Source organism: Streptomyces sp. MB09-01 (genome assembly GCF_033794505.1).
GTDB lineage: Bacteria > Actinomycetota > Actinomycetes > Streptomycetales > Streptomycetaceae > Streptomyces.
In genome coordinates this window covers 12100-28452 of the sequence record NZ_JARAYQ010000043.1, presented here as the reverse complement: position 1 = coordinate 28452, position 16353 = coordinate 12100, and the positions used below count along the sequence as shown (strand labels likewise).

The following is a 16353-nucleotide window of genomic DNA, read 5'->3' as shown; positions in this document are numbered from 1 at the left end:
AATGAGACGTCAATGTCTCATTTTCGAGAAAAATGGGCTGCTACACGGGCAGCCGGAAGGGAATCTGAGCCGATGAAGCCACTGCTGCTGATCGACGTCGACGGACCACTGAACCCCTACGCGGCCAAGGCCCAGCGCCGCCCCGAGGGCTACACCACCCATCGGATGCGGCCGACGGGCTGGAGGGAGGCGGAGAGCGCGAAGCCCTTGCGGGTCTGGCTGAATCCCGCCCACGGGGAGGAACTGCTGGCGCTGGCGGACGCGTACGAACTGGTGTGGGCCACCACCTGGAAGGACGAGGCGAACGACTGGATCGGCCCCCGCCTCGGCCTGCCCCGGCTCCCCTTCATCGACTGGCCGTCGATGCACGGCCGCGCACCGCGCGGCACCTTCTGGAAGACCCAGTACGTCTTGGAGTACGCGGGCGGCCGGCCCTTCGCCTGGATCGACGACGACATCGGGGCCATGGACCACGAGTACGTCGACCACCACCACCCGGCGCACGCGCTGCTCCTGCGGATCGACGAGCAGATCGGCCTGACCGGGCAGGACTTCCACACCCTGGCGAACTGGGCGGACTCGCTGTGATTCGATGACTACTATTCGCGTTCGCCCCGACGATGTGCAGCGGTCAACGGGCCACGCCTCCATCCTGGTCGGCCAGGTGAACGGGAACACCCTCTTCATCCGCACCGCCACCCCGTCCGCGGGCGGCACCGCGGCCGCCGACAGCGACCGGCCGTACGCGATCAGCGTCGTCTGCCCGTAACGCCGAAGGGGCGGGGGAGCCCGTCCGCTCCCCCGCCCCCGGCCACGCTCGGGACTACTGCTTGTGGACCGCCCAGGCGTGCTGGATGACCAGGTCGGCCTTCAGCTCGGTCAGCTGGACCGCGACCGCCGACGGGGCGGTGCCGCCGCGGCCGCTGCGCGAGGCGAGGGCGCCCTTGACGTCGAGGACGGTCCGGACCTCGGGGGTCAGGTGCTCCGAGATCTTCGCGAACTGCTCGTCCGTGAGCTCGTCCAGCTCGATGCCGAGCGCCTCGCACTCCTTGACGCACTCGCCGGCCACCTCGTGCGCCACCCGGAACGGCACGCCCTGCTTGACCAGCCACTCCGCGATGTCGGTGGCGAGCGAGAAGCCCGCCGGGGCGAGCTCCTCCATCCGCTCCCGGTTGACCGTGAGGGTGGCCATCATGCCGGTGAAGGCCGGCAGCAGGACCTCGAGGGTGTCGCAGGAGTCGAAGACCGGCTCCTTGTCCTCCTGCAGGTCCCGGTTGTACGCCAGGGGCAGCGCCTTGAGCGTGGCGAGCAGACCGGTCAGGTTGCCGATGAGGCGGCCCGACTTACCGCGCGCCAGCTCCGCGATGTCCGGGTTCTTCTTCTGCGGCATGATCGACGAGCCGGTGGAGAAGGCGTCGTGCAGCGTCACGAAGGAGAACTCCTTCGTGTTCCAGATGATGATCTCCTCCGCGATCCGGGACAGGTTGATCCCGATCATCGCGGTGACGAAGGCGAACTCGGCGACGAAGTCGCGCGAGGCCGTGCCGTCGATGGAGTTGCCGACCGAGCCCCGCTCGAAGCCCAGGTCGGCGGCGACCGCCTCCGGGTCCAGGCCCAGCGAGGAACCGGCGAGGGCGCCCGATCCGTAGGGGGAGACCGCGGTCCGGGTGTCCCACTGCCGCAGCCGCTCCGCGTCCCGGGACAGGGACTGCACGTGGGCCAGCATGTGGTGGGCGAAGAGCACCGGCTGCGCGTGCTGGAGGTGGGTCCGGCCCGGCATCGCCACGTCCGCGTGGCTCTCGGCGAGCCCGACCAGCGCGTCCTGGAGGTCCGCGAGCAGACCGCCGATGGTCCGGGCGTGGTCGCGCAGGTACATGCGGAAGAGGGTGGCCACCTGGTCGTTGCGGGAGCGGCCGGCGCGCAGCTTGCCGCCGAGGTCGGCGCCGAGCCGCTCCAGCAGGCCGCGCTCCAGGGCCGTGTGCACGTCCTCGTCGGCGATGGTGCCGGTGAAGGAGCCGTCGGCCACGTCGGCCTCCAGCCGGTCCAGTCCGGCGATCATGCGGTCGAGCTCTTCGGCCGTGAGCAGGCCCGCCTTGTGGAGCACGCGGGCGTGGGCGCGCGAGCCGGCGATGTCGTAGGGCGCGAGGCGCCAGTCGAAGTGGACCGACGCGGACAGCTTCGCGAGGGCCTCGGCGGGACCGTCGGCGAACCGGCCGCCCCAGAGCCGGACGTCACCCTTGTTGCTGCTCACAGCTACTGCTCCTCAGGACTGCATGGCCTGTACGGCCTGTACGGCATGCTTTTCGGATGTGAAACCGCCTCCCCGCCGCGGAGGAAACGGGGAGGCGGTCACGTACTGCTGATCGGTCAGGCGAGGTCGCGCCGCGCCGCGATCTTCGAGGAGAGGCCGAAGATCTCGATGAAGCCCTGGGCCTTGGACTGGTCGAAGGTGTCGCCCGAGTCGTAGGTCGCGAGGTTGAAGTCGTACAGCGACTCTTCCGACTTCCGGCCGGTGACGACGGCGCGGCCGCCGTGCAGCGTCATCCGGATGTCACCGGTGACGTGCTGGTTGGCCTCGTTGATGAAGCCGTCCAGGGCCCGCTTGAGCGGGGAGAACCACAGGCCGTCGTAGACCATCTCGCCCCAGCGCTGCTCGACCTGCCGCTTGTAGCGGGCCAGCTCGCGCTCGACGGTGACGTTCTCCAGCTCCTGGTGGGCGGTGATCAGCGCGATCGCACCCGGGGCCTCGTACACCTCACGGGACTTGATGCCCACGAGACGGTCCTCGACGATGTCGATCCGGCCGATGCCCTGGGCGCCGGCGCGGTCGTTGAGCTGCTGGATCGCCTGGAGCACGGTGACGGGCTTGCCGTCGATGGCGACCGGGACGCCCTCCTTGAAGGAGATCACGACCTCGTCGGCCTCGCGCGGCAGGGCCGGGTTCGAGGTGTACTCGTAGATGTCCTCGATCGGGGCGTTCCAGATGTCCTCCAGGAAGCCCGTCTCGACGGCGCGCCCGAAGACGTTCTGGTCGATGGAGTACGGGGACTTCTTGGTGGTCGCGATCGGGAGCTGCTTCTCCTCGCAGAAGGCGATCGCCTTGTCGCGGGTCATCGCGTAGTCACGGACCGGGGCGATGCACTTGAGGTCCGGGGCGAGGGCGACGATGCCCGCCTCGAAGCGGACCTGGTCGTTGCCCTTGCCGGTGCAGCCGTGGGCGACGGTCGTGGCGCCGTGCTTCTTGGCGGCGGCGACCAGGTGCTTGACGATGGCCGGCCGGGAGAGCGCCGAGACCAGCGGGTACCGGTCCATGTAGAGGGCGTTCGCCTTGATCGCCGGGAGGCAGTACTCGTTGGCGAACTCGTCGGAGGCGTCGGCGACCTCGGCCTCGACCGCACCGCAGTCGAGCGCGCGCTTGCGGATGACGTCCAGGTCCTCGCCGCCCTGGCCGACGTCCACGGCAACGGCGATGACCTCGGCGCCCGTCTCCTCGGCGATCCAGCCGATGGCGACGGAGGTGTCCAGGCCGCCCGAGTAGGCGAGTACGACGCGCTCGGTCACGGGTTTCTCCTTACGGTGCATTCAACGACAGGCATAACTATGCACTACTCCGTATGTTTCGTCAATCGAGTCGGGCGGCGCGCCGCGACTGGCGCCCACCATCCAGCCTGACCTGCGGATATATGGGAGGCGAGTCGGCAGCCCGGTTGCCTACGATCAGCGGCAACGAGCACGAGGGGGACGCATGGGCACCGGATCACACGGCGGAAAACGGGCGGGGCGCGCCTGCGCGCAGCGGCTGACGGGCACGGCGCCGGACGAGACCGGCTTCCCGCTGCCCGAAGGCGCGGCGGCCGAGTGGATCGATTTCGACCACCAGGTCCGGCGGATCCACCGCTGGTCGTACGTGACGCCCGGCAGCGGGGCGGCGGCGGCCGTGCGGCTGTGCCATCCCGACGGCCGGGTCCGCGAGGCGGCGCTGCGCGAGCCGGAGCCGGTGCCCGAACTCATCGCGATCCGGTGCGCGGACTGGGTACCGGCCGTACGGAAGCAGGCCCGGCGGCTGCTCGTCACGGCCCTGGCCGGCGACCCCGCGGCCACGCTGCGCCGGCTGACCCCCATCGTGCTGCGGCTGGGCCGGCGCGAGCAGGGCGCGTGGGCGCTGGAGCTGTTCCGGGCCGTGCTGCGCGGCGAGCCGGTGGCCGTGGACACGTCCTGGTGGGAGCGGGGTCCGTCGCGGGCCGTGCTGGGCGACAGCGCCGGGTTCCTCGGCGAGCTGCGTGGCAGCGCCGACCTGCCGACCCGGCGGTACGCCGCCCGGCTGACCCTCGAAGCCGGGCTGCTCGGCCTTCGGGAGCTGGCCCGGCTGGCCGCCGGCGAGCACGACCCGGCCGCGGCCCAGCTGTGGACGGACGGCGCGCTGGCGGCCATGGCCGCCGACGGACCGGACGACGAGGCGATCGACACGCTGATCGGCGCCCACACCCCGATGGTCCGCTCCGCCGGGGTCACCGCCCTGCGCCGGGCCGGGCGGGCCGCCGAGGCCGCCGGCCACCTCGCCGACCGCTCCGGGATCGTCCGGGCCTGCGCCCGCTGGCTGGTCCGCCAGGACGGCGGCGACCCGTATGCCTCCTGCCGCGAGCGGCTGGCCGACCCCGTGCGCCTGACCCCGTACGCCGTGACCGGCTTCGCCGAATGCGCCCGGCGCGAGGACGCCCCGCTGCTGCGCGCCCTGCTGGAGCACCCCGCGGGGGCGGTCCGGGCGGCGGCCGTCGCGGGGCTGCGCCTCCTGGACGTCACCGACCTCGCGCTGCTGCGGCCGCTGCTGGACGACCCCTCGCCGGGCGTGGCCCGGGAAGCCTCGGTGAGCCTGCGGGCCTCGGCCGGGCAGCTGCCCGCCGACTGGCTGCTGGCCCGCGTCGCGCCCGAGCGGCCGCTGCACACCCGCCGGGCCGCCTACCGGCTGCTGTTCGCGCGCGGTGGTGTGGTCGGGCTGCGGGCCTCCGTGGACCTGCTGTCGGACGAGGACGCGGGGTTGCGCGTGCTCGCCAGGCAACGCCTCGGGAGCCTGTGGTCCCCCTGCCGGCCGCCCGCCCTTCCGATCCGCGATCCGGAGGTCGGCGCCCTGCTGGACCGCTGCACCGGAGTGTTCAGCGACTACGTCCTGCAGCGGATGCGCTCACAGCTCGGAATCCCCCGCACCACCGCGGTGGACGGATACTGATCATCATGGGAAAACTCCACGAACGAATAGACGCCCGCCTGCGCAAGTTCATCGAAGAGCAGCCGGTCTTCTTCACCGCGACCGCACCCCTCGCGGGTGACGGTCACGTCAACCTGTCCCCCAAGGGCCGTGCCGGGACCCTCGTGGTCATCGACGAACAGACGCTCGCCTACCTGGACTTCGGCGGGAGCGGCGCCGAGACCATCGCGCACGTCCGCGAGAACGGCCGGATCACCCTCATGTGGTGCGCGTTCAGCGGCCCGCCGAACATCGTGCGCATCCACGGCGAGGGCGAGGCGGTCTTCCGCGACGACCCGCGCTGGGCCGGGCTGGTCGCCCTGTTCGGCGAGGCCGACGGACCCGCCGCGCGGGCCATCGTCCTCGTGCACGCCCGCCGGATCGCCGACGTCTGCGGATACGCCGTGCCGCTCATGGAGTACCAGGGCGAGCGCACCCTCCACGCGGAGTACTTCGGCCGCAAGACGGACGAGGAGTTCGCGGCGTACTGCGAGAAGAAGGAGTTCATCGGATCGAGCGTCGACGGCCTGCCTGCGCTGCCTCTGCCCCTTCCGCCCCGTAGCGTCTGACATGTGCTGCGTACCGCTCTCGTCACCGGCTCGCTGATCGTCACCAGCCTGCTCCCGCAGGGTCCCGCGCCCCTGCCGTCCCGGCTCGCCGACACCGGCGGCGGCAGCCAGTTGATCATCGCCGTCGCGCCCGCACCCGGATCCACCAGCGGCCGGCTGACCTGGTGGGACCGGTGGTCCGGGGGCTGGCACGAGGCCGGGAGCGCGCCCGCCCGGTTCGGGTCGAACGGCCTCACCGAGGGCACGACCCGTACCCAGGGGACCAGCACCACGCCGACGGGGCTGTACGAACTCCCGTACGCCTTCGGGATCCGGCGGGCGCCGGCCGGCACGGAGTTCGGCTACCGGCGGGTGCGGGGCGACTCCTGGTGGTGCCAGGACAACGCGTCCGCGCAGTACAACCGCTGGGTGGAGCCGCTGCCCGCGGACTGCGCGCCGGGCGAGGCCGAGCACCTGGTGACGTACGAGAAGCAGTACGCGCACGCACTGCTCATCGCCTTCAACTACGAGCGGCCCGTGCGCGGCCGGGGCGCCGGGATCTTCCTGCACGTCAACGGCAAGGGCGCGACGGCCGGTTGCGTGTCCGTGCCCGAGCGGGCCATGCGGGCGATCCTGCGCTGGGCGGACCCTCGCCGACGCCCGCACATCGCGATCGGCACGGAGGACGGGCCGCTCGCCGTCACCCGGTACTAGGCCCCTCGGCCTCGGGCTCGTCCTCGTCGGTGGCCCGGTACTCGTACGCGTCCTCCCACCAGACCTTGTCGTCCAGCCACTCGTCGTCCTCGTCGTCGTCCGCGTCATCGACCTGGTCGACGCCGCGCCACCTGTCGCGGTGACCGATGCTCCGTACCAGGTCGCGCCGTTGCTCTTCGTCCAGGGCCGCGAGGGCCGGGTGCGGCTGGGCGCGGATCCGGTCCCCGAGCGGGTCGCCGCACTCCGTCCGGGCCCGGACCTCCTTGCCGGCTCTTTCGGCGAACACCAGCGCCGCCAGGCCGAGGGCGGCCACCGTGGCGCAGGCCCATTCCCGTACGCCGTGCGGGCGCTCGGCCAGCAGCAGCACGCCCGCCAGGCACCAGAAGAACATCACCAGGACGATGCCCACGCAGCCGCAGCAGGCCAGCAGCCGGTTCCCCTCGCCGTCCGGCATCCGCGGGAGATCGGGCAGCAGGCCGTCGCGTTCGCTCCCGTACGCACTGCGCCGCTTCGCGTATTCCTCGTCGCACCAGTCGATCCAGCCGATCGACACGGGCTCGGGATCGTGCCGGCGTACGGCTTCCAGCAGGGCGGCGGGCAGCGGGTGAGCGGGCGTCCGGGCCGGGTCGCGGCCCGCCTCGGTCAGGAACGCGGCTCCTTCCCCGTCGATCCGCAGGCACCCGCCGAGGACGAGTTCGGCGGCCGCCGCCTCGGTCGCCTGGTTGCGCAGCAGGGCGGCGTGGTACGGCTCGATGTCGAGGGCGGCGACGAGCCGGAGGATCTCGCGCCGGATCCGGGCCCGGCGCCGCCACCGCAGGCCGATGGGCCCGTACACGGCGACGGTCACGACGGACACCGACAGGGCGAGGACGAGTTGGAGCACGCCCCGAGGCTATGTCGGCGGGACCCGGGCCGGCACCGGATTTCCGGCGCCCGCGACTTCTCCGCTCAGCTCTCCTTCTGCGCCAGCCGCAGGAGGTGATCGGCGAGGGCCTGGCCGCCCGACGGGTCGCGGCTGATCAGCATCAGGGTGTCGTCGCCTGCGATCGTGCCGAGGATCGCGCGGAGTTCGGCCTGGTCGATCGCCGAGGCGAGGAACTGGGCCGCACCCGGCGGGGTGCGCAGGACCACGAGGTTCGCGGAGGCCTCCGCCGAGATCAGCAACTCCCCGGAGAGGCGCCGCATGCGCTCCTCCTTCGCAGACTCGCCCAGCGGGGCCTGCGGGGTGCGGAACCCGCCCTCGCTGGGCACCGCGTAGATCAGCTCGCCACCGGTGTTGCGGATCTTCACCGCGCCCAGCTCGTCGAGGTCGCGGGAGAGCGTCGCCTGGGTGACGCTCAGCCCGTCGTCGGCGAGCAGCTTGGCCAGCTGGCTCTGGGAGCGGACCGGCTGCCGGTTGAGGATGTCCACGATCCGGCGGTGGCGCGCGGTGCGGGTCTGCGGGACGGCCTGTCCGCCTTGTTCGTTGTCCTGCGGCTGGCTCATCGTCGTCTCATTCTCCGGATCCGTCCCCGTGGGCTGCGTCGAGGATGCCGGGCAGGGCCCGGAGGAACGCGTCCGCCTCGGCCTCGGTGAGTACGTACGGGGGCATGAGCCGTACGACGTCGGGGGCGGGCGCGTTGACCAGGAATCCGGCATCCTGAGCCGCCTGCTGCACCTGGGGTGCGAGCGGCTCGGTCAGCACGATACCCAGCAGCAGGCCGGCGCCCCGGACGTGGGAGACCAGCGAGTGCCCCGAGGCCTCGATCCCGGCGCGCAGCCGCTCGCTCCTGGCCTTGACCTGGTCGAGCAGGCCCTCGGAGTCGATGGTGTCGATCACGGCGAGGCCGGCGGCGCAGGCGACCGGGTTCCCGCCGAAGGTGGTGCCGTGCTGGCCGGGCTGGAACAGGTCGGCCGCGGCCCCGAAGAGGGCCACCGCACCGATCGGCAGACCGCCGCCCAGCCCCTTGGCGAGGGTGACGATGTCGGGCTCGACGTCCTCGTGGGCCTGGTGCTCGAACCACTGGCCGCACCGGCCGATGCCGGTCTGGACCTCGTCGAGGACGAGCAGGGTGCCGGTGGCGCGGGTGATCTCGCGCGCGGCCGTCAGGTACCCGGCCGGGGGCACGACCACGCCGTTCTCGCCCTGGATCGGCTCGATGACGACGAGCGCGGTGTCCTCGGTGACGGCGGCCCGCAGGGCCTCCACGTCGCCGAACAGGACGTGCGTGACGTCACCCGGCAGCGGCAGGAAAGGGGCCTGCTTCTTCGGCTGGCCGGTGAGGGCGAGGGCGCCCATGGTGCGGCCGTGGAAGCCGCCGTCGGTGGCGACCATGTGGGTCCGCCCGGTCAGCCGGCCGATCTTGAAGGCGGCTTCGATCGACTCGGCTCCGGAGTTGCAGAAGAAGACCTTGCCGGGGCGCCCGAAGAGCTGCAGCAGCCGCTCGCCGAGCGCGACGACCGGCTCGGAGATGAAGAGGTTGGAGACGTGGCCGAGGGTGGAGATCTGCTCGGTCACGGCCGCCACGATCGCCGGGTGGGCGTGGCCGAGGGCGTTGACGGCGATGCCGCCGACGAAGTCGGTGTACTGCTTGCCGTCGGCGTCCCACACCTGGGCGCCCTCGCCGCGCACGAGGGCGACCGCGGGGGTTCCGTAGTTGTTGGTCAGCGCACCCTGCCAGCGCGCGCCGTATTCCTGGTTGCCGGTGCCCTTCGTCATTCCGCTCCCCCTGGCTGTTGTCCGGGCTGTGGGTCGGGCACGACCATCGTGCCGATGCCCGAGTCCGTGAAGATCTCCAGCAGGATCGAGTGCTGGACCCGCCCGTCGAGCACGCGGGCGGTGTTCACGCCGTTGCGCACGGCGTGCAGGCACCCCTCCATCTTGGGCACCATGCCGCTGGACAGCTCGGGCAGCAGCTTCTCCAGCTCGCTGACGGTGAGCCGGCTGATGACCTCGTCGCTGTGCGGCCAGTCCGCGTACAGCCCCTCGACGTCGGTGAGGACCATCAGCGTCTCGGCGCCCAGCGAGGCCGCGAGTGCCGCGGCCGCCGTGTCGGCGTTGACGTTGTAGACGTGGTGGTCGTCGGCGCTGCGCGCGATGGAGGAGATGACCGGGATCCGGCCGTCCGACAGCAGCGCCTCGATCGCGCCGGTGTCGATGGCGGTGATCTCGCCGACCCGCCCGATGTCGACGGCCTCGCCGCCGACCTGCGGGGTGTGCTTGGTCGCGGTGATGGTGTGCGCGTCCTCGCCGGTCATGCCGACGGCGAGCGGCCCGTGCTGGTTGAGCAGTCCGACCAGCTCGCGCTGGACCTGGCCCGCCAGGACCATCCGTACGACGTCCATGGCCTCCGGCGTCGTGACGCGCAGGCCGGCCTTGAACTCGCTGACCAGGCCCTGCTTGTCGAGCTGGGCGTTGATCTGGGGGCCGCCGCCGTGCACGACGACCGGCTTGAGGCCGGCCTGGCGCAGGAAGACCACGTCCTGGGCGAAGGCGGCCTTGAGGTCCTCGTCGATCATGGCGTTGCCGCCGAACTTGATGACGACGATCTTGCCGTTGTGGCGGGTGAGCCAGGGCAGGGCCTCGATGAGGATCTGCGCCTTGGGCAGGGCGGTGTGCTTGCGGGCGGTGCCGCCGGAGGTGCCGGGCTGGCCGGCCTTCTCGTCGCTCATGAGGAGTAGGCGCTGTTCTCGTGGACGTAGTCGGCGGTCAGGTCGTTGGCCCAGATGACGGCCGACTCGCTGCCGGTGGACAGGTCGGCGGTGATGCGGACCTCGCGGTCCTTCATCGACACCAGGTCGCGGTCCTCGCCGACCGAGCCGTTCTTGCAGACCCACACGCCGTTGATGGCGACGCCCAGGCGGTCCGGGTCGAAGGCGGCCTTGGTGGTGCCGATCGCGGAGAGCACCCGGCCCCAGTTCGGGTCCTCGCCGTGGATGGCGCACTTGAGCAGGTTGTTCCGGGCGATGGACCGGCCGACCTCGACCGCGTCGTCCTCGCTGGCCGCGCCGATGACCTCGATGCGGATGTCCTTGCTGGCTCCCTCGGCGTCGCCGATCAGCTGGCGGGCCAGGTCGTCGCAGACCGTGCGCACGGCCTCCGCGAACTCCTCGTACACCGGCACCTGGCCGGACGCGCCGGAGGCGAGCAGCAGCACCGTGTCGTTGGTGGACATGCAGCCGTCGGAGTCGACCCGGTCGAAGGTGGTGCGGGTGGCGGCGCGCAGCGCCTCGTCGAGGGTGGCGCTGTCCAGATCGGCGTCGGTGGTGAGGACGACGAGCATGGTGGCCAGGCCCGGGGCGAGCATGCCCGCGCCCTTGGCCATGCCGCCGACGGTCCAGCCTCCCTGGGAGACGGCGGCCGTCTTGTGCACGGTGTCGGTGGTCTTGATGGCGATGGCCGCGGCCTCGCCGCCGTCCTCGGACAGGGCGGCGGCCGCGGTCTCGATGCCCGGGAGCAGCTTGTCCATGGGGAGCAGGACGCCGATCAGGCCGGTGGACGCGACGGCGACCTCCCCGGCGTTGAACTCCGCGCCGCAACCGAGCCCGTTCAGGACGTCGGCCACCTTCTCGGCGGTGGCGTGGGTGTCCTGGAAGCCCTTGGGGCCGGTGCAGGCGTTGGCGCCGCCGGAGTTCAGGACGACCGCGCCGACGGCGGCCCCCCGCAGGACCTGCTCGGACCAGTGCACGGGGGCGGCCTTGACGCGGTTGGAGGTGAAGACGCCCGCGGCGGCGAGACGCGGCCCGTTGTTGACCACGAGGGCCAGGTCCGGATTGCCGTTGGCCTTGATCCCGGCGGCGATGCCCGCTGCCGTGAATCCCTGTGCAGCCGTAACGCTCACGGCGCGACTCCAATCGTGGAAAGCCCGAGCTGCTCGGGGAGCCCGAGGGCGATGTTCATGCTCTGCACCGCGCCGCCGGCGGTGCCCTTGGTGAGGTTGTCGATGGCGCTGACGGCGATGATCCGCTGGGCGGACGCGTCGTAGGCGACCTGGACGTGGACGGCGTTGGAACCGTGGACTGACTTGGTGGACGGCATCCGGCCCTCGGGCAGGAGGTGGACGAAGGGCTCGTCGGCGTACGCCTTCTCGTAGGCGGCGCGGAGCGTCTCGGCGGTGGTGCCGGGGAGGGCCTTGGCCGAGCAGGTGGCGAGGATGCCGCGCGCCATGGGCACGAGGGTCGGCGTGAAGGAGACGGAGACGCGCTGCCCGGCGAGCGGGCTCAGGTTCTGCACCATCTCGGGGGTGTGCCGGTGGCCGCCGCCGACGCCGTACGGGGTCACCGATCCCATCACCTCGGCGCCGAGCAGGTGCGGCTTGAGGGCCTTGCCCGCGCCTGAGGTTCCGGTGGCGGCGACGATCACGGCCTCGGGCTCGGCGAGCTGCGCCTGGTAGGCGGGGAAGAGCGCGAGGGAGACGGCGGTGGGGAAGCAGCCGGGGACGGCGATGCGCTTGGCGCCCTCCAGCGCGGCGCGGCCGCCCGGCAGCTCGGGGAGCCCGTAGGGCCAGGTCCCGGCATGGGGGGCGCCGTAGAAGGCGTCCCAGTCGGCGGAGTCCTTGAGCCGGTGGTCGGCGCCCATGTCGACGACGAGGACGTCCTCGCCGAGCTCGGCGGCGACGGCGGCGGACTGGCCGTGCGGGAGCGCGAGGAAGACGACGTCGTGGCCGGCGAGGGCCTGGGGGGTGGTCGCCTCCAGGGTGCGCCCGGCGAGCGGCACGAGGTGCGGCTGCAGGGAGCCAAGGAGCTGTCCGGCGTTGGAGTTGGCGGTCAGCGCGCCGATCTCCACCTCGGGGTGCGAGAGCAGGAGGCGCAGGACTTCTCCGCCCGCGTACCCGCTCGCTCCGGCCACCGCTACACGTACCACCATCGGACCCTCCTCATCGATGGCATGACTATACGTATGTCCGCACGTTTATGCAATGTTCTGGATCTCGGCGGGAGGGAGGCACGGGAGGATCCGGCGCCTGCGGCGCCCCAGAGAAGATGTCTAGCAGGAAAGGCCCCGCTCCGGCGGCGATTCCGCCTTCCCGTCAGCCGGTCGCGCCGCCGGCCGGCGAGGCCGTCCCGTCGACGAGACGGTGCCTGACCCATACGTTCGGCTCCACGTAGACCGCGTAACCCTGCTCCGGGTCGCAGCGCACCGGCGTCAGGGCGCCCGGTACGCGCACGGGGCCGGCGGCGTCGAAGGGCAGTCCGGTCCACTCGCGCCACTGGGCGAGCGAGCCGGTGATCGTCATCGACAGCGGCGCACCGAGTGGACGAGCCCGCCCGCGCGGACGTGGACGCGCAGCCACGGGTCGTACGGGAGGCCGTCCTCGCGCGTCCGGTACGCGTACTCGTGGATCGAGGTGTCCGGCTCGGCCGGCTTTCCGCTGGGCCGGACCGGGGCCACCACCTCGTCGAAGCCCCGGGCCCTGGCGTTGTCCCGCATCGCGGTCAGCATCAGTGCGGAGAGACCCTCGCCCTGCCGGTCGGCCGCCACGGTGATCTCGATCGCGCTCACCGTGTCGGGCCGCACCCCGCGGCGCAGGTCGGAGAAGGCCCACATGAGGACCCGGTCCCAGCCCTGCGCCGGCAGCAGCCCGTCCCGGCCGCCGACGTGGAGCGCGAAGGGCACGCTGAAGCCCCGGGCGACCACCGCGTCCCCGTCCGTGGCGACCAGGACGTAGTCCGCCAGCTCGGTCGTCATCCGCGGGTAGAGCAGCCAGGCGAGGGCGTCGTGGGCGGCGAACGGCGGCCACGGGTCCTTCATGTCCCAGAGCCGGTCCGCCAGTTCGCGCCGCTCGGCGAGCGTGGTGATGAGCAACGCGGTCATCCCCGCACACTAGACGACTGTCCCGCGAGGTCTCGAACGCGTTTACGCCGGGGCCTGCAGGGACAGGTACCAGCGCCCCGACCAGCCCGTCAGGGTGAGCGTGGACAGCGGCCGGACGTCCACGTGCCAGTAGGTCAGCGGGGGCGCCTGAAGCGCGTAGACCAGGGCCGCCCGGACCACCGAGGGCTCGGCCACCGCCACGATCTCGCCGCCGTCGTCGGCGGGGCGGGTGTCGAGCCAGCCGCCGATCCGGGAGATGAAGGCGAGCAGGGACTCGCCTCCGTGCGGGGCGGCCCGCGGATCGGCGAGCCACAGGTCCACCGCGCCGGGCTCGCGGGCCGTCACCTCCGCCAGGGTCATCCCCCGCCAGCGGCCCATGTCGCACTCGCGCAGCGCGGGCTGCGCGAGGGGCGCGTACCCGAGGGCCTCGCCCGTGGCCCGGCTGCGCGGGGTCGGAGAGCAGTAGCGCAGCTCGGCCGAGCCCAGGGGCACGAGGTCCCGGGCGGCGCACTCCACGGACCGCCAGCCCGCTCCGTCCAGCGGTCGGTCGTCGTCGAAGCGCTCGGCGAGCAGCGAGGAACTACGGGCTGCGGCAACCAGCGAAACCCGAACATGCATGCGGTGATGGTGAGCCGCGAACGGCCGGGGGTCAAGCTTTCCGGGACGAGGCCGCCGGCGGGGCCGCAGAGGGCTGGCCGCCCAGGCCCGCCCTCAGCCGCTGGACCGCCTCCACCAGCTCCGCCGGTCCCGACACCCCGGCGAAGCTCAGCCGGACGTACGGGCCGGGCGGTTCGGCGCAGAAGTACGGGCGTCCGGGGGCCACCGCCACCCCGGCGCGCAGGGCCGCGGCCGCGAAGGCCGCGTCGTCGGCGCCGTCGGCCATCCGGACCCACAACTGGTATCCGCCCGAGGGCAGGTGCGGCAGCGTCAGCCCGGGCAGCTCGCGCCGCAGGGCCCCGGCGAGCACGTCCCGCCGGTGCCGGAGCTCGCCGGCCACGGTGCGCAGGTGGCGCGGCCAGGCGGGCGTGCCGACCAGTTCGAGGGCGGCTTCCTGGAGCGGCCGGGGAACGAAGAAGCTGTCCACGACCTGGATGGCCCGCAGCCGGTCCACCACCGGGCCCCGGGCGGCGAGGGCGCCCACCCGCAGGCTGGGCGAGGTGGCCTTGGTCAGGGACCGGACGTGCACGACCACCCCGTCGTGGTCCTCGGCGGCCAGCGTCGCGGGCATCGGACCGGCGTCGTCGTGGCCCAGGGCGCGGGCGTAGTCGTCCTCCACCACGAAGGCCCCGGCTGCCCGCGCGATCCTCAGCACCTCGGCCCGGCGCCCGGGAGCCAGTACCGCCCCCGTCGGGTTCTGGAACAGCGGCTGGCACACGAACACCCGCGCACCGGTCGCTTCGAAGGCGGCGGCCAGCAGCTCCGGCCGCACCCCCTCGGCGTCCACCGGGACAGGGACGGGCCGGCATCCGGAGGCGCGGGCGATGGCCAGCAGCCCGGGATAGGTCGGGGACTCCACCAGGATCGGCGCCCCGGGCGGGGCCAGCGCCCGCAGGGCGGTGGTCAGCGCGCTCTGCCCGCCCGCGGTGACCAGTACGTCGGCGGCCGCGACGCCCCCGCCGATCTCGCGGGCGAACCAGTCGCGGAGCTCGGGCAGCCCCTCCATGGGCGGCCGGTCCCAGGCCCCGGGGCGCCGCCCGGCCCGTGCGAGCGCGGCGGCCATGGCCCGCTCGGGCTGGATGGAGGCGTGCAGGTAACCGCTGTTGAGCCCGATCACCCCGGGCGGCGGTGCGGCCAGACAGGCCAGCACCCCGGAGGCGTCCACCGAGCGCGGCACGATCTCGCCGGGGGCCTCGGCGCTGAGGGCGACCTCCTGCCAGGAGGTGTCCCCGGGCGCGGCGGGCGCCGTGCGCGGGGAGGCCCGGAAGACGCCGGCGCCGGGCCGGGTGACGACGAGGCCCTCGGCGGCGAGCTGCGCCAGGGCCCTGGAGACGGTGACGGGGCTGACCCGGTAGCGCTCGACCAGGGCCCGGCTCGACGGGAGCTTTCCACCCACCGAGTAGCGGTTCAGCTCGGACCGTAGAGATTCTGCCAGTTCCACCACACTGCTACGCTCGTACATGACAGCACAGAATAGCGCTACTCTCCCGAAGCCGATAGCGGTCAAGAGTCCGGTGGGCCGGGGCACCGCCCTCGCCTCGCTCGGCGTCCTCGCCTTCTCGCTGACCTTCCCCGCCACCGCCTGGGGTCTGGAGAGCTTCGGCCCGTGGTCCCTCGTCGCCCTGCGCAGCGTGCTCGCCGCCGTCATCGCCGGAGCCTTCCTGCTGGCCCGCCGCGCCCCGCTGCCCGCCCGCGAGCACTGGGCCGGTCTCGCCGTGGTCGCCGCCGGGGTGGTCGTCGGCTTCCCCCTGCTCACCACCCTCGCGCTGACGACCTCCACCACCTCGCACGCCGCCGTGGTGGTCGGCCTGCTGCCGCTCACCACGGCAGCGCTGTCCGCCCTGCGGACCGGCGCCCGCCCCTCGCGCGCCTTCTGGGCGGCGGCCGTCGCCGGGGCCGTCGTCGTGCTGGGCTTCACGCTGGCGCAGAGCGGGGGCGCCCTCTCGGCCGGCGACGCCTACCTCTTCGGCGCCCTGCTGGTCTGCGCGGCCGGGTACACCGAGGGCGGGCGCCTCGCGCGGACCCTGCCCGGCTGGCAGGTGATCGGCTGGGCGCTGGTCCTGTGCCTGCCGCTCAGCCTGGCCGGCTCCGCGCTCGGGCTCGCGTACGAGCCGGTGCACCTCGGCGCGCACGGGCTGGCCGGCCTGGTCTGGGCGGCGGCCGGCTCCACCTTCCTGGGCCTGTACGTCTGGTACCGGGGCATGGCCGAGATCGGCGCGCCGCGCGCGAGCCAGCTCCAGCTCGCCCAGCCGCTGCTGACCCTGGTCTGGTCGGTGGCGCTGCTGGGCGAGCACCTCACCCCCGCCGCTCCGGCCGCTGCCTGCGCGGTCCTCGTCTGCATCGCGGTGACTCAACGGGTCAAATAGCCCCGGAACGACCTAAACTGCTAGCACCGGATC

16 protein-coding genes and 1 pseudogene are annotated in these 16353 nt (G+C 72.9%); 6 read left to right on the top strand and 11 right to left on the bottom strand.

What is annotated here, in order from left to right; all coding sequences use genetic code 11:
* Positions 1–72: 72 nt before the first annotated feature.
* Together PV721_RS12295 and PV721_RS12290 are read left to right on the top strand one after the other, a co-directional pair.
* Complete coding sequence (locus tag PV721_RS12295) at positions 73–588, top strand: HAD domain-containing protein (RefSeq protein ID WP_319723269.1); 516 nt, start codon at positions 73–75, stop codon at positions 586–588.
* A gap of 4 nt (positions 589–592) precedes the next feature.
* The gene (locus PV721_RS12290) at positions 593–769 is read left to right on the top strand and encodes a hypothetical protein (protein ID WP_319723268.1); all 177 of its coding nucleotides are present in this window, start codon (positions 593–595) and stop codon (positions 767–769) included.
* Between the two features lie 54 nt (positions 770–823).
* Here PV721_RS12290 and argH read toward each other — a convergent pair whose 3' ends face one another.
* Both argH and PV721_RS12280 read right to left on the bottom strand, forming a co-directional pair.
* Positions 824–2251 carry an argininosuccinate lyase gene (gene argH, locus PV721_RS12285; RefSeq protein WP_319723266.1) on the bottom strand — a complete coding sequence of 476 codons (1428 nt, stop codon included), beginning with the start codon at positions 2249–2251 and terminating at the stop codon, positions 824–826.
* 116 nt (positions 2252–2367) lie between these two features.
* Positions 2368–3561, bottom strand: a complete 1194-nt coding sequence (locus PV721_RS12280; protein WP_319723264.1) for an argininosuccinate synthase — start codon at positions 3559–3561, stop codon at positions 2368–2370.
* Positions 3562–3745: 184 nt separating this feature from the next.
* Between PV721_RS12280 and PV721_RS12275 the strand changes: the two genes are divergently transcribed.
* Genes PV721_RS12275 through PV721_RS12265 form a run of 3 tightly spaced genes read left to right on the top strand, consistent with a single transcriptional unit; the run spans position 3746 to position 6504 of the window.
* Positions 3746–5224 (top strand): hypothetical protein, encoded by a 1479-nt coding sequence (locus PV721_RS12275; protein ID WP_319723263.1) that lies wholly within the window; start codon positions 3746–3748, stop codon positions 5222–5224.
* Positions 5225–5229: 5 nt separating this feature from the next.
* Positions 5230–5811, top strand: coding sequence for a pyridoxamine 5'-phosphate oxidase family protein (locus PV721_RS12270; protein WP_319723261.1), 582 nt, complete (start codon positions 5230–5232; stop codon positions 5809–5811).
* A 6-nt stretch (positions 5812–5817) separates the two neighbouring features.
* Positions 5818–6504, top strand: coding sequence for a L,D-transpeptidase family protein (locus tag PV721_RS12265; RefSeq protein WP_416371081.1), 687 nt, complete (start codon positions 5818–5820; stop codon positions 6502–6504).
* On the opposite strand, the gene PV721_RS12260 is transcribed toward PV721_RS12265, so the two are convergent.
* From PV721_RS12260 to PV721_RS12220, 9 genes and pseudogenes are all read right to left on the bottom strand, one after another.
* Positions 6491–7387, bottom strand: coding sequence for a hypothetical protein (locus PV721_RS12260; protein ID WP_319723259.1), 897 nt, complete (start codon positions 7385–7387; stop codon positions 6491–6493). The genes PV721_RS12265 and PV721_RS12260 overlap by 14 nt on opposite strands.
* A gap of 65 nt (positions 7388–7452) precedes the next feature.
* A complete protein-coding gene (locus PV721_RS12255) occupies positions 7453–7989 on the bottom strand; it encodes an arginine repressor (protein ID WP_319723258.1) in 537 nt (178 codons plus the stop codon).
* A 7-nt stretch (positions 7990–7996) separates the two neighbouring features.
* Complete coding sequence (locus PV721_RS12250) at positions 7997–9202, bottom strand: acetylornithine transaminase (protein WP_319723257.1); 1206 nt, start codon at positions 9200–9202, stop codon at positions 7997–7999.
* On the bottom strand, positions 9199–10155 hold the full coding sequence (gene argB / locus PV721_RS12245; protein ID WP_319723256.1) for an acetylglutamate kinase: 957 nt from the start codon (positions 10153–10155) through the stop codon (positions 9199–9201). Before argB ends, PV721_RS12250 begins: the two co-directional genes overlap by 4 nt.
* Positions 10152–11324 (bottom strand): bifunctional glutamate N-acetyltransferase/amino-acid acetyltransferase ArgJ, encoded by a 1173-nt coding sequence (gene argJ / locus PV721_RS12240; RefSeq protein WP_319723255.1) that lies wholly within the window; start codon positions 11322–11324, stop codon positions 10152–10154. The genes argB and argJ overlap by 4 nt, the downstream gene beginning before the upstream one ends.
* Positions 11321–12349 (bottom strand): N-acetyl-gamma-glutamyl-phosphate reductase, encoded by a 1029-nt coding sequence (gene argC, locus PV721_RS12235; RefSeq protein WP_319723253.1) that lies wholly within the window; start codon positions 12347–12349, stop codon positions 11321–11323. Before argC ends, argJ begins: the two co-directional genes overlap by 4 nt.
* Positions 12350–12512: 163 nt before the next feature.
* Positions 12513–13297 (bottom strand): annotated as a pseudogene (locus PV721_RS12230) (N-acetyltransferase).
* 42 nt (positions 13298–13339) lie between these two features.
* Positions 13340–13915 carry a histidine phosphatase family protein gene (locus tag PV721_RS12225; protein WP_319723251.1) on the bottom strand — a complete coding sequence of 192 codons (576 nt, stop codon included), beginning with the start codon at positions 13913–13915 and terminating at the stop codon, positions 13340–13342.
* A gap of 31 nt (positions 13916–13946) precedes the next feature.
* Entirely contained in the window at positions 13947–15416 is a 1470-nt protein-coding gene (locus tag PV721_RS12220; protein ID WP_319723249.1) for a PLP-dependent aminotransferase family protein, read from the bottom strand.
* Here PV721_RS12220 and PV721_RS12215 point away from each other — a divergent pair.
* Positions 15415–16320, top strand: a complete 906-nt coding sequence (locus PV721_RS12215) for a DMT family transporter (protein WP_319723248.1) — start codon at positions 15415–15417, stop codon at positions 16318–16320. The two genes, PV721_RS12220 and PV721_RS12215, sit on opposite strands and share 2 nt — an antisense overlap.
* The last annotated feature ends 33 nt before the right edge of the window (positions 16321–16353 follow it).